The sequence below is a fragment of the Hydrogenophaga sp. IBVHS1 genome, assembly GCF_002127265.1.
In the GTDB taxonomy this organism is placed as follows: domain Bacteria; phylum Pseudomonadota; class Gammaproteobacteria; order Burkholderiales; family Burkholderiaceae_C; genus Hydrogenophaga.
On record NZ_NFUU01000001.1, the window covers coordinates 2,881,312 to 2,893,566 of the forward strand.

General features: G+C 63.5%; 12 protein-coding genes. 7 read left to right on the forward strand and 5 right to left on the reverse strand.

The annotated features are described in order from the left end of the window. Positions 1-34: 34 nt before the first annotated feature. A complete protein-coding gene (locus CAP37_RS13945) occupies positions 35-784 on the reverse strand; it encodes an IclR family transcriptional regulator (RefSeq protein WP_086124703.1) in 750 nt (249 codons plus the stop codon). 152 nt (positions 785-936) lie between these two features. Between CAP37_RS13945 and CAP37_RS13950 the strand changes: the two genes are divergently transcribed. Genes CAP37_RS13950 through CAP37_RS13965 form a run of 4 tightly spaced genes read left to right on the forward strand, consistent with a single transcriptional unit; the run spans position 937 to position 5,040 of the window. Beyond that, positions 937-2,211 carry an aromatic ring-hydroxylating dioxygenase subunit alpha gene (locus CAP37_RS13950; protein WP_056272119.1) on the forward strand — a complete coding sequence of 425 codons (1,275 nt, stop codon included), beginning with the start codon at positions 937-939 and terminating at the stop codon, positions 2,209-2,211. A gap of 46 nt (positions 2,212-2,257) precedes the next feature. Next, the gene (locus CAP37_RS13955) at positions 2,258-3,238 is read left to right on the forward strand and encodes a tripartite tricarboxylate transporter substrate binding protein (protein ID WP_086124704.1); all 981 of its coding nucleotides are present in this window, start codon (positions 2,258-2,260) and stop codon (positions 3,236-3,238) included. Between the two features lie 6 nt (positions 3,239-3,244). Beyond that, positions 3,245-4,024 carry an SDR family NAD(P)-dependent oxidoreductase gene (locus CAP37_RS13960; protein WP_056272130.1) on the forward strand — a complete coding sequence of 260 codons (780 nt, stop codon included), beginning with the start codon at positions 3,245-3,247 and terminating at the stop codon, positions 4,022-4,024. Positions 4,025-4,068: 44 nt separating this feature from the next. Then, positions 4,069-5,040 carry a PDR/VanB family oxidoreductase gene (locus CAP37_RS13965; RefSeq protein ID WP_086124705.1) on the forward strand — a complete coding sequence of 324 codons (972 nt, stop codon included), beginning with the start codon at positions 4,069-4,071 and terminating at the stop codon, positions 5,038-5,040. Positions 5,041-5,377: 337 nt separating this feature from the next. Here the strand turns inward: CAP37_RS13965 and CAP37_RS22045 are convergent, their stop codons facing one another. Together CAP37_RS22045 and CAP37_RS13970 are read right to left on the reverse strand one after the other, a co-directional pair. Further along, a complete protein-coding gene (locus CAP37_RS22045) occupies positions 5,378-5,503 on the reverse strand; it encodes a hypothetical protein (protein WP_256926968.1) in 126 nt (41 codons plus the stop codon). A gap of 107 nt (positions 5,504-5,610) precedes the next feature. Beyond that, positions 5,611-6,858: a CaiB/BaiF CoA-transferase family protein gene (locus tag CAP37_RS13970; RefSeq protein WP_069047275.1), complete on the reverse strand. Its 1,248-nt coding sequence runs from the start codon at positions 6,856-6,858 to the stop codon at positions 5,611-5,613. A 143-nt stretch (positions 6,859-7,001) separates the two neighbouring features. Between CAP37_RS13970 and CAP37_RS13975 the strand changes: the two genes are divergently transcribed. Genes CAP37_RS13975 through CAP37_RS13985 form a run of 3 tightly spaced genes read left to right on the forward strand, consistent with a single transcriptional unit; the run spans position 7,002 to position 10,083 of the window. After that, on the forward strand, positions 7,002-7,877 hold the full coding sequence (locus CAP37_RS13975) for an IclR family transcriptional regulator (protein ID WP_235501286.1): 876 nt from the start codon (positions 7,002-7,004) through the stop codon (positions 7,875-7,877). A 30-nt stretch (positions 7,878-7,907) separates the two neighbouring features. Beyond that, a complete protein-coding gene (locus tag CAP37_RS13980; RefSeq protein WP_069047276.1) occupies positions 7,908-8,669 on the forward strand; it encodes an enoyl-CoA hydratase-related protein in 762 nt (253 codons plus the stop codon). A gap of 1 nt (position 8,670) precedes the next feature. Then, positions 8,671-10,083 carry an MmgE/PrpD family protein gene (locus tag CAP37_RS13985; protein ID WP_179190209.1) on the forward strand — a complete coding sequence of 471 codons (1,413 nt, stop codon included), beginning with the start codon at positions 8,671-8,673 and terminating at the stop codon, positions 10,081-10,083. Between the two features lie 59 nt (positions 10,084-10,142). Here CAP37_RS13985 and CAP37_RS13990 read toward each other — a convergent pair whose 3' ends face one another. Continuing rightward, on the reverse strand, positions 10,143-10,970 hold the full coding sequence (locus CAP37_RS13990; RefSeq protein ID WP_082586005.1) for an alpha/beta fold hydrolase: 828 nt from the start codon (positions 10,968-10,970) through the stop codon (positions 10,143-10,145). 44 nt (positions 10,971-11,014) lie between these two features. Beyond that, positions 11,015-12,247 (reverse strand): acyl-CoA dehydrogenase family protein, encoded by a 1,233-nt coding sequence (locus CAP37_RS13995; RefSeq protein ID WP_056278144.1) that lies wholly within the window; start codon positions 12,245-12,247, stop codon positions 11,015-11,017. Positions 12,248-12,255: the final 8 nt, after the last annotated feature.

Genomic DNA, 12,255 nt, shown 5'->3' on the forward strand with positions numbered 1-12,255 from the left:
ATCAGTGTCGCCCCGGCCGACCCCTTGAAGCTAGCTAGCGCTGCCCAAGTGCTTGCGAGAGTTTCCGTGCTTCTTCCTTGAGGAGCGTAACAAATACGCTGACACGCGCTTGGTCCACGCGCACACCAGGACCGAAAACGGCCAAAGACCCCATGACTTTGTCGTTCCCCAGAAAAAACGGCACAGCAACCGCCACCGCGCCCTGGATCAATTCGTCCCGGCTTATCGCATACCCCTGTTCCCGGATCTGCTGCAGCCTGTCGAGATAGGCCAATACATTGACGGTTTCTCTGCTCTTGTTCAGATAGCTTTCGGGTGTGGGAACATGGGCAAGGATGGCACGCCCGCTAGCGCCCAACGTCACGTCTTCCCGATAGCCCAAGCCGCGTTTGAAACTGAGCGGCTGTGCGCTGGGCAATTCGGCCACACAGATTCGACTGTTGCCCTGGTGAACAAGCAAGGCAACAGTCTCGCCCGTCTGGTCCCACAAGCGGCGCAGCATCGGTTGCGCCAGGGTCGCTATGTCAAGACTGGAGCTCCACACGTGTGCAAGGTGCGCCACCGAGGGACCTAATTCGAAGCGCTGAGGATCACCGGACGACACGATGAACCCGCTGTGTTCCAGCGTGCGCAACAGCCTGTACAGGGTTGGACGGCTCAGGTCCACCCGCTTGAGCAGCTCACCCGCTGTCAGTTGGTGGTCGGTTGCCGTGAACGCCATGAGGATTTCCAGCGCTCTGTCCACGGCCCGGACACTCTCGCCCGGTTTTTCAGTTGGTCCCATAACTCCACCCAAGGTTGCACTTCTATCATGGTACCCGCCAACCAGTCCACTTGATGGACTGACTATTCAAAACTTGACAGAGCTCAATCGGTCCGTAAAATGGACTGTAATGTCATGCAGTGGACATGCCGATCAATTTTGGAGACCTGTCTATGAACAAGGAAATGTCTGAAGCGCTCACCCGCGTCGGTCCCGGCACGCGCATGGGCAACCTGATGCGCCGCTACTGGGTGCCGGCACTGGCATCGAGCGAAATCCCCGAAGCCGACGGGCCGCAGGTGCGCGTGCAACTGCTGGGCGAGAAGCTGCTCGCCTTTCGCAATAGCGATGGCAAGGCTTGCCTGATCGGCGAATTCTGCTCGCACCGAGGCGTGTCGCTGTACTTCGGCCGCAACGAGCACAACGGCATCCGCTGCGCCTACCACGGCGTGAAGTTCGACGGCATGGGGCAATGTGTGGACGTGCCGTCCGCGCCTCAGGCTTGCGCGCGCATGCACATAAAGGGCTACCCTTGCGTGGAGCGCGGTGGCATCGTGTGGACCTACATGGGCCCGGCCGATCAGCAGCCCGCACCGCCCGAGCTGGAGTGGTGCACGCTGCCGCCCGAACATGTGTATGTCTCCAAGCGCCTGCAGTACAGCAACTGGCTGCAGGCCATGGAAGGCGGCATCGACACCGCACACGTCTCTTACGTGCACCGCTACGAGGTGGATACCGACCCGATGCACCAGGGAGTGAAGGCGCTGGACTACATCAAGGCCGACGGCAACGTGAAGTTCGAGATCGAGCAGACGCCCTTCGGCCTGAGTCTGTTCGGCCGCCGCAACGGCGAACCCGATTCGTATTACTGGCGCATCACGCAGTGGCTGTTCCCCTGGTTCACGCTGATCGCGCCGTTTGGCGAGCATGCGCTGGGCGGGCATGTGTGGGTGCCGATCGACGACCATAGCTGCTGGGCTTGGAGCATCAACTGGCAGCCTGCCCATCCCCTCACCGACGAAGAACGCACCGCGATGGAAGAAGGTAAGGGCATTCATGTCGAATACGAAGCGCCCGGCAGCTTCATCCCCAAGCAAAACCGCGACAACGACTACTGCATGGACCGCGTGGCGCAACGCGAAGACCGCTCTTACAGCGGCGTGTTCGGCTTCTCCGCGCAGGACTATTCGCTGCAGGAAAGCATGGGCACGATCCAGAATCACGAGGCCGAAAAGCTACTGCCCACTGACAAGGCTATCGTGATGGCGCGCCGCATGTTGCATGAGGCCGCGCTCGGCTTGGCAGATGGCCAGACCCCGCCCGCGCTGGACCCAAGCGCACAGCACGTGCGCCCCGCCGGAGTGCTGCTGCCCAAGGAACAGGACCCCGTTGCGTGGGCACGCGAGCAGCTCGCCGACGCGACGAAAAAACCGGTCTTCAGCCTTTGAGCGACTTCACTTTTCCACCCCACGACAGACAGCACCGGAGACACCTATGAAAACCCACCTGAAACTCGCGGCGGCTGTCGCGCTCGGGGCCTGCGCGGCCACTGCCGCCTGGGCGCAAGGCGCGTCCGACTGGAAGCCCAGCAAGCCGGTGCGCATCATCGTGCCCATCGTCGGCAGCACCAACGACGTGCTCGCTCGCCTGATCGGGCCGAAGCTGCAGGAGGCGCTCGGCCAGCCATTTGTGGTCGAGAACAAACCTGGTGCGGGGGGCAACATCGGTGCATACGAGGTGAGCCGCGCCGCGCCGGACGGCCACACCCTGCTGATCGGCTACAACGGGCCGCTGGCGATCAACGTCACCCTGTTCGACAAGATGCCGTACGACCCTACCAAGGATTTCGCGCCCATCACGCTGGCGGTGAAGTCGCCGCAATACCTGGTGGTGAACCCGGCCACCGGCATCACCGATGTGAAGGACTTCATCGCCAAGGCCAGGGCCAACCCGACCAAGTATGCCTACGGCTCGGTGGCCATGGGCAGCGCCTCGCACCTCACCATGGAAATGATGAAGTCGGGGGCGAACTTCCGCATGACGCACATTCCCTACCGCGGCGCCGGGCCAGCCGTGGCCGATCTGATCGCGGGCAACATCCAGGCCGGCTTCTTCGTGCCCGGCAACGTGCAGGGCTTCGTGAAGGAGGGGCGTCTCAAGCTGCTGGCCTCCACCGGCCCGAAACGTTTTCCGAGTACACCGGACATCCCGACTCTCAGCGAGTCGGGGCTGAAGGACTTCGAGGCCACCTCGTGGATCGGTCTGCTCGCGCCGGCCGGCACGCCGCCGGCCATCATCAACCGCTACCACGAGGAGATGGTGCGCATTCTCAACTCGCCCGACATCCAGAAGCGCCTGCACGAGATGGAGTTCGAAATCGTCGCGAGCTCGCCCAAGCAGTTCAGCGACTGGATCGGCACCGAGATCGTGCGCTGGGGCAAGGTCATCAAGGACACCGGCGCCAAGGCGGAGTGAGCCGACATGAGCGCACCCCGACTCGCTGAGAAGACCGCGCTGATCACGGGCGGCGGTGCCGGCATTGGCGCCGCGGCGGCCACGCTGTTCTGTCGCGAAGGCGCGGCCGTGCTGCTGGTGGATGCCGACGCCCAGGCGCTGGAGCGCACCCGCCAAGCCATCGTGCAGGCCCTGCCCGGCGCGCGCGTGCTGTGCGTGGCGGCCAACGTGGCCGACGAGGTCGCCGCGCGCGCCGCCGTGCAGCAATGCAACGCGCAGCTCGGTGGCCTGGACATCCTGGTAAACAACGCCGCCATGCGCAACTACTCGGCCGCCGCCGACGCCACGCCCGCCGAGTGGCAGGCCATGGTGGGCGTGAACCTGGTGGGCATGTCCAACTACTGCGCCGCGGCCTTGCCGGCGCTGCGGCAATCGGGCGCGGGCAGCATCGTCAACGTCTCGTCGTGTTACGCGGTCACCGGCCGCAAGGGCATGGCGCTGTACGACGCGACCAAGGCCGCGCAACTGGCCTACACGCGCAGCCTCGCGTTTGAGGAGTCGTCGCACGGCGTGCGCGCCAACGCGGTGTGCCCCGGTTCCACGCTGACGGATTTTCACGTCGGCCGCGCGCAGGGCTCGGGCAAGAGCGTCGAGCAGCTCAGGACCGAGCGCAAGGATACTTCGCTGATCGGGCGCTGGGCCTCGCCGGAAGAGATTGCCTGGCCCATCGTGTGGCTAGCGTCCAGCGAGGCCTCCTTCATCACCGGGACCACGCTGATGGTCGACGGTGGCTTGCACATCATGTAGCTATTGGGGACATGTTCCCCAAGGTTCTTGTCTAGAACTCCGCAATGTCAACATCCAAGCTTTCTGCACTTGTCTACAACATGAGGCTTGAAGCCCCCGGCGTTGTTAGTGTCGAATTTAGGCCAGCCACACCAGACACTGTCTTCCCACCTCATGCCGCTGGCTCACATATCGACCTTCATCTGGGAAACGGCTTGGTTCGCAGCTACTCGCTGATGAACCCGATCACCGATAAGCAACGCTACGTGGTGGGCGTTCTCAAGGATCGTCAGAGCCGTGGGGGGTCGAAGTATGTCCACGAGAAGGTTCGCGTGGGCGATGTTCTGGACATCTCGGTGCCTCGCAACAATTTTCCGCTGGAAGAACGTGCTCAGCACTCCGTGCTGGTTGCAGGTGGCATCGGCATCACACCTATGCTGTGCATGCTCAATCGACTGGCTTCGCTGGGTCGATCTGCCGAGCTGCTCTATTTCGCTCGTTCCCGCCGGGATGCTGCGTTCTTGCAAGTGCTGGAATCGATGGAGTCAGGCCAGCTCAAAGTGCGGTACCACTTCGATGACGAAGTCGGTGCGTCTCCCGACCTGCCAACACTGCTGGCAGCGTATCCGGCCGATACCCATTTCTATGGCTGCGGCCCCGGCCCCATGCTGGACGCGTTCCAGAAGGCTTGCGACGGTCTGGGATACACCCACGTGCATCTGGAACGGTTCGCCGCCGTGGAACCTGTGGGGACGCCGCCCTTCAACGCCAATGGCTGCACCGTAGAACTGCGCCGGAGTCAGAGGATCATTCAAGTGCCGGCTGGTTCGACCATTCTCGACGCCATGATGGATGCGGGCATCATTCCTAGCTACAGCTGCAAGGAGGGGATCTGCGGTGCCTGCGAAACCAAAGTTCTGGCTGGCGAGGTGGATCACCGGGACAGCATCCTGACACAGCAAGAGCGAGCAGCCAACAAGTCGATGATGATCTGTGTGTCGGGTTGTCGTTCCAATTTGTTGGTACTGGATCTCTAAGACCGGTGTTGTTTGGATAGGTTGCGCGCTTGGCCGGTTTGAACACACCGCCGAGCAGGTCACGAAATCGGGTCAACTCCAACTCCAACTCCAACTCCAACTCCAAGGTGCCAGTTGTAGTGGTGATTCCAATGGTCCGACGCAGCAGTGTGCTCGCTGGAGTTCTGGTAAGCGAAGCCATAGACCCATTCGCTCAGATCCGACTGGATGAAGCGCTCGACCTTGCCGCTGGTTTGGGACCGCCACGAGCTGGTAATCGGTCACAAATACCCAAATCTTGGCAGGCCTGTGCGAAGTCTCTTAAGCGGAAGGCCGCTCCGTTGTCGATGAGCGGGAGCTAGATGCGCACACCCAGACTGGCGTAGTAGGCGTGGGCGTTGCACGAGAACTGCACCGCGTTGAGCGCCTTCTGGTCGGGGTGGATGTCGATGAACGCGATACGGGCAGGGTCATCAATGGTCAAAAAAGCATCTTCCAGCCCGCTTCATCAACGCTATCCTTGCATTTGCCCATCCACGGAATTGGGGCCCAACGCGCTGACCAGTCGAGTCGCGTTTGATGCCGGAAGCCTCATTCTGACACCTCCGCATCGGCGAGGAGTGGAACCGCTGCGCCACCAACCAGCAAGGACGCCAGCGCAACTGCATCAAAGCCGCATTCGCGCAGCACCGATTCGGTGTGCTCCCCCAATCGCGGCGCGGGCGCCAGCTTGCTGACGTCGTAACCCACCCAGCGCGCTGGCGCGCCAAAGGTACGCATCGCTCCTTCGCTCGGGTGCTCGACCTGACGGAAGAAGCCCACCGCCGCCAAGTGTGGGTCATCCAACAGTGATTCGACGGTGTTCAGAGGCACCGCCGGCACGTCGATGTCTTCGAACAGCTCCAACCAGTGCGCGGTGCTTTGCACGCATAGCGTCTGGCCCAGAAAGCCGTACACCTCGTCAATGTGGCGGGTGCGGCTGGCCAAGTCGGCGAAGCGCGGATCGACCCGCAAATCGTCGCGCTCGATGGCATGCAGAAAACGCTGCCAGTGGCCGTCGTTGTATACCAGCGCGCAGATGTAGCCGTCGCTGGTTTCGTATGGCCGGCGCCCGGGCGACAACAGCCGCACGTAGCCAGCGTCACCACTGGGCGGCTCGAAGGTGCGCCCATATAGGTGGTCCGAAAGCACCACGCTGGCCATGGTTTCGAACATCGGCACATCGATGCGGCAGCCGCGTCCGTTGCGCTCGCGCCCGTACAGCGCCATGGCCACGCTGTGCGCTGCATGCAGGCCGACCATGCGGTCGGCAATCGTCAGCGGCACGTAGCGCGGCTCGCTCGCCCCGCTTTGCTGCTGTAAGGCGGCGATGCCGACCGCGCCCTGGATCAGGTCGTCATAGGCCGGGCGGCCGGCGTAGGGACCGTCCTCGCCGTAACCGTACACGCCGCACCAGATGATGCGTGGATTGATCATCGAGATGCTCTCGTAGTCCAGCCCGAGCCGGGCGATGGAGGCCGGGCGGAGGTTGTGCACGAAGACATCGGCGCCTTCGATCAGGCGCCGCATCGCAGCCGCGCCCTCCGGCGATTTGAGGTCAAGCGCCACGCTGCGCTTGTTGCGGTTCAGGTGCAGGAACAGCGGACCCATGCCGGGATGGCGTCCGGGGCCGATCCAGCGTGTCGAGTCGCCCTCAGGGGATTCAATCTTGATCACGTCCGCGCCATGGTCGCCAAAGATCTGGGTGGCGTAGGGCCCCATCAGCACCGCGCTGAGGTCGATCACCCGCACGCCCTCGAGTGGCCCGGCGGGTGCTGCCTGCTTGTGTTGGCTTGTCATCTGTGTCTCCTCTGATTTCTCGATGCCAGGCTGCCTCAGCGCCGAGTGCTGAGGAAAAACCGGATTGACGGCCGTCCATCCTAACGATATTCTGATTACCAAACAAATGTTCCCATATCAGAACACAAGGAGGCTTCGATTCTATGAACATGCCCACGGCCAGCTTGCGCGAATGCACAGGCATCAATACCCGCGCGGAGGCTTCTCCCATGGCCGTGACCCGCGTGCTGCGGCTGCTGCGGATACTGGCCGACCGCCCTGCTGGCTTGGCCCTGACCCCGTTGTGCTTGGCGTTGAATGCACCAAAAACCAGCGTACTCTCGCTGTTGCGCGGCCTCACGGCGCATGGCTACCTGCAGCGCAGCAATGACCTGTATGAACTGGGCCCCGAGGCGTTCTCACTAGGGGCATCTCTGGTGTCGGCCCGCTCGCTCGACGTTGTGGCCCTGCCCTTCCTGCGGGAGGCAGTGGCGCGATCCGGCGAGACCGCCCTGATCGCCAGAATCGACCGCACCGCAGATCGGCTCGTCTACAACCCGATCTTCGAGAGCACCCGGACGATTCGATACGCCGTGCCAGTCGGCACGACACGGCCGCTGTTTGCCTCGTCCGCCGGGCGCGTGCTGCTCGCGTTCCAGGAAGAGGCATGGCGGCGTGACTACCTGCGCCGGGCCGATCTGCGGGCCATGACCGAGCACTCGGTCACCGACCCGGCGCAACTGGCGCGGATCATCGAGGAAGCCCGGGTGAGAGGGGTGGCGGTCACATTCGGAGAAGTGACACCTGACGTTGCCGGCTTTTCGGCCCCGATCTTCGAACCTGACGGGCGCGTGAACGCAGCGCTGATCATCGCCGCGCCGATCGAGCGCGGTCGCGCCGTCGCCGATGCGCTGCAGCACCTGGTGATGGAACTCGCCGCAAGCATCTCGGGGGCACTCGGCTACCGTGCGGGACCGGAATCGCGTGAGGTGGCAACGAATCAAGCCAGACCAATGCCCCAGACCCGCCGCTCGCGGTAACAGGCACAAACTTCAAAAGGAGACACCCCCATGAACAATGAACTGCTTTACGAAGTGAACGACGGCATTGCCGTCATCACCATCAACCGGCCCGAGCGCCGCAATGCGCTGAATCGCGCCGTGCGCGAAGGCTTTTTTGAGGTCTGGCGCCGCTTCGAAGCTGACGGGCAGGCGCAGGTGGCCATCCTCACCGGCGCCGGTGACAATTTCTGCGCCGGCATGGACCTGGTGGAAGCCGCAGACACTCAACTGCGCATCCCGCCAGCGGGCTTCATCGCCGTGCTCGGCGACAACATCGAGGTCACCAAGCCCGTCATCGCTGCCGTGCAGGGCTATGCCTATGCAGGCGGTTGGCTGCTCTCGCAGATGTGCGACCTGTGCGTGGCCGACCAAACCGCCAAATTCGCCATCACGGAGGCCAAGGTCGGGCGCGGCATGCCGTGGGCCTCGCCGGTCATCCACATGCTGCCGCAGCGCATTCTGATGGAAGTCGCGATGACCGGCGACCCGCTGACAGCGCAGCGCGCCTACGAACTCGGCTACATCAACCGCCTGATGCCCAAGGGGCAAGCATTGCAAGGGGCCAAAGAGCTGGCGACCCGGCTCATGGCCAATGCGCCACTGACGGTGCGCGCGGCCAAAGAAATGGTGCGCCTGTCCACCGAGATGGGCCGCACCGCCGCGCTGCGCGCCTCCAACCGAGCGTTTGATGCCGTCTACCTCAGTGAAGATGCCCTGGAAGGCCCGCAATCTTTCCGGGAAAAGCGCAAACCGGTCTGGAAGGGGCACTGAAATGAGCATGACCACAACCAGAAAACCCGCACCGTCGTCCGCTATCCAAATCGCTGACATCACGCGGGAACTGGCCGCGCGCTGCGCTGACCTGTGCTACACCGATCTCCCGGAGGACGTGCGCCTGCGGGTCCGGCAATGCCTGCTCGACTGGATCGGGGTGACGCTGGCTGGCGCGTGCGAGCCACTGGTTCACATGCTGGCCGAAGAAGCCCGTGAACAGGGTGGGCATGCCCAGGCCACCGTCGTCGGGCACGCCATGACGACCTCCAGCCGGCAGGCGGCATTGATCAATGGCTCGGCCTCGCACGCACTCGACTATGACGACGTCAACATGGCCTGCACCGGCCACCCCTCGGTGGTCCTGATCCCGGCCTTGCTCGCCCTGGCCGAATCGCGCGGCGCCAGCGGACGCGACTTCATGACGGCCTTCGCCGCCGGCTACGAAACCATGTGCCAGTTGGGGTTGGTGTGCGGCGACGCACAGTATTCCAACGGCTTCCACACCACAGCCACGCTAGGCACGCTCGGTGCGGCCGCCGCCTGCGCACGCTTGCTGCAACTCGATGCCGACGACACCGCGACCGCGCTGGGCATCGCCAGCACCATGGCGGCTGGGCTGAAATCGATGTTCGGCACCATGTGCAAACCCTTGCATGCCGGGCGGGCCAGTGCCGACGGCCTGCAGGCGGCCCAGTTGGCCGCACGCGGCTTCACCAGCCGTGCCGATGCGATTGAATGTCCGCAAGGCCTCATCGCCACGCACGGTGGTACCGCGTCGCTGGGAGCTGCGGTGGCCACGCCGAACGGCGGCTGGCATCTGCGCCACAACCTGTTCAAGTTCCACGCCGCCTGTTATGGCACACATGCCGCCATTGAGGCCGCGAGCCACTTGCGCCTGCAACACGCACTGCGGGTTGATGACGTGTGCCGCGTGACGGTGCGTGCCAGTTCCGCCTGCGAGGGTGTATGCAACATCGCGGAGCCGCGCACCGGGCTGGAGGCCAAGTTCAGTCTCCGTCACACGGTAGCGATGGCGCTGGCCGGGGTCGACACCGCCGGATTGGACGCGTTCAGTGACGAAGCCGTATACGCGCCCGAGGTGGTGGCGCTGCGTGATCGGGTGCAGGTTTTGCTCGCACCTCAATGCCCGGACCTCACCCTCAGCGAGGTGGTGATCGAGACTCAGAGCGGCACAGTGCTGCGCCAACGCTACGACAGTGGGCGCCCAGCCAGCGACCTGCTGGAGCAGCAGCAGCGCCTGGAGGAAAAGTTTCGCCTGCTGGTCAAGTCTGTGCTCATACCTGACGAGTGCGACGAGCTGATAGACCTGGTGGCACGGCTCGACGAACTGACCGACCTCTCGCCGCTGGCAGGCATGCTGGCTCGCCAAGCGTGCGCTGATCGACACTAACAGCGTTTATTGGTGCGGGCAGGCTGGCGTGCGGAAAAAAAAGAGACGTGCAATACCCCTCATTGGTCGGCGTTTTTGCTCTCCGCGGAAGGGCTGCGCCCAATGCGGCAAAACAAGCGCTGCAACATGCTCCTGGTCTCCCCACGGGCCAGCTGCTGCGGATGGTGACCAACTCCAGGCAGCGCCGTCACTTCAAGCGGCATCAGACCGTGGCGAAACAATGCAATCGCGCTGGGCCGCCAGCCATATTCATCGTCATTGCCGAACAACACGGAGACCGGACAACGCACTGCGGCAAGCTCGACGCTCATGTCCCATTGAAGTGCCTGCGGGCTGGCCCAGGGCTCGTACCAGCCCCAGAACATGGTGTCGGTGTTGTCGCCATGGTGGCGACGAAGTTTTTCGCGCAAGCCGTCTTGCTCAAACGCGCGCCGCGCGACGGCCATGGCGTCCACCATGAACTGATCCACAGCCATGGTTGGCGAGCAGGCAAAAACGCCGCATACCAGCTCAGGATGCGCCGCCGCAGCCAGCACCGACATGGCTCCTCCATCACTGTGGCCGAACATCAACGCCTTGTGGATTCCAAAGTGGCGCAACACCTCGCCAAGCACCGGCCCAGCCTCTTCACGCCGGTAGCTGGGCTCGCGCCCACCCACCAGACTCTCGGATCGCCCATAACCATACCGGTCATAGGCCAGCACCGGCCAGCCGCTGGCTTCGGCCAACACCTGAGGCAGGTCTTTCCAGGTGGTGATGCAGTCCAGACCGCCATGCATCATCACGATGGTCGGCTGCCCGTTGCCCACATCACCCCAGGTGGTGGCGGCCAGCCGATGGCCTCCCGCAAACAGTTCGTGTTCCTTCATTTCGTTCTTTTTCATCATGTCAATCTGCCTCCGGGTTGGGCATTGCAGAGGATCCACACAGCCTACAGGTCGGCCTGTCCAGTCAGCAGTTGGCGCGCGACGGTGCGGCGCTGGATTTCGCCCGTACCGTCGGGTATACGCATCACGCGGGCGAAGCGGTAGCCCTCTTCCAGGCGCAGTTCGTTGGTCAGGCCCATGCCGCCGTGGATCTGGATGCTGCGGTCCATCACGCGCCCCAGCATCTCGGTCGAAAATGCCTTGACCATACTGACCTGTGCGTTGGCTGAGCGGCCGCTGTCCAGGCGCCAGGCACAGTTCTGAATCATGGTCTTGGCAGCGTAGATGTCCATCGCGCTGTCGGCCAGCATGAGCTGGATGGCCTGGTGCTCGGCAATGGGCACGCCAAAGGTTTTTCGCACCTTGGCGTAGTCCACCGCCTGGTCCAGCGCCCAGCGGGCCAAGCCCAGGCAGGATGCAGCCATGCCCATGCGCCCGGCGTTGACGCCGTCCATGGCCACCGCCAAGCCGTGCCCGACGTCGCCGAGCCGGTGGTCGTCGCGCACACGCACGCCGTCGAGCACGATGACGCCGGTGTCGCCGCCTAGGTGACCCATGGTGTTGATGATGCGCGGCACTGAAAAACCTGACGCGCGCGTGTCGACGAAGAAACCGGTGACACCACCCTTGTGGCGCGCTGCGGCTTCGGGGTCGGTCAGCGCGAACACCATGGCGTAATCGGCGTAGGGCGAGTTGGTTATCCACTGCTTGGTGCCGGTGAGCACCCATTCGTCACCGTCGCGCACGGCGCGGGTTTGCATGCCGAATACATCGGAGCCCGCATCGGGCTCGCTCAGACCAAAACACAGGGTCTTGTCGCCGCTGGCGATGTCGTCGCGATACTGCGCGAAGATGTCCGGCTTCAGATGCCGCAGCACAGGCGACAGACCGTTGGTGAAGGGCGAGGGCAGCACCACCGTCTGCACCAGCGGCTGGGCCGGACCCACGCAGTGGTTGAGGCTCTCCTGCACATGGGCCATGACCTGCGCGCCCTGCCCGCCACCACCCAGTTTTTCGTCGCCGAACAAGGTGTAGAAGCCCAGTTCCGCGGAGCGCTTGCGCACCTGCTGGCGCAGCGCCAGCGCCTCGGGCACATAACGGCCGCTGGCGTCGAACAAAGTGCGTTCGCTGCCCAGCAGATCGTGGTGGCGCTGCTGCAGTGGCAGCACTTCGCGCTCCACGAAGCGCAGCACTGCCTCGGCAATCGCCACGGTATCGGGATCGATGGTGAAGTCCATATGGGAAA

Bases quoted from the DNA above. Each gene is read 5' to 3' on its own strand.
- CAP37_RS13990 (WP_082586005.1), bottom strand. From the start codon at position 10,970: ATGATGAAAAAGAACGAAATGAAGGAACACGAACTGTTTGCGGGAGGC.
- CAP37_RS13950 (WP_056272119.1), top strand. From the start codon at position 937: ATGAACAAGGAAATGTCTGAAGCGCTCACCCGCGTCGGTCCCGGCACG.
- CAP37_RS13970 (WP_069047275.1), bottom strand. From the start codon at position 6,858: ATGACAAGCCAACACAAGCAGGCAGCACCCGCCGGGCCACTCGAGGGC.
- CAP37_RS13965 (WP_086124705.1), top strand. From the start codon at position 4,069: ATGTCAACATCCAAGCTTTCTGCACTTGTCTACAACATGAGGCTTGAA.
- CAP37_RS13960 (WP_056272130.1), top strand. From the start codon at position 3,245: ATGAGCGCACCCCGACTCGCTGAGAAGACCGCGCTGATCACGGGCGGC.
- CAP37_RS13945 (WP_086124703.1), bottom strand. From the start codon at position 784: ATGGGACCAACTGAAAAACCGGGCGAGAGTGTCCGGGCCGTGGACAGA.
- CAP37_RS13995 (WP_056278144.1), bottom strand. From the start codon at position 12,247: ATGGACTTCACCATCGATCCCGATACCGTGGCGATTGCCGAGGCAGTG.
- CAP37_RS13955 (WP_086124704.1), top strand. From the start codon at position 2,258: ATGAAAACCCACCTGAAACTCGCGGCGGCTGTCGCGCTCGGGGCCTGC.
- CAP37_RS13985 (WP_179190209.1), top strand. From the start codon at position 8,671: ATGAGCATGACCACAACCAGAAAACCCGCACCGTCGTCCGCTATCCAA.
- CAP37_RS13980 (WP_069047276.1), top strand. From the start codon at position 7,908: ATGAACAATGAACTGCTTTACGAAGTGAACGACGGCATTGCCGTCATC.
- CAP37_RS13975 (WP_235501286.1), top strand. From the start codon at position 7,002: ATGAACATGCCCACGGCCAGCTTGCGCGAATGCACAGGCATCAATACC.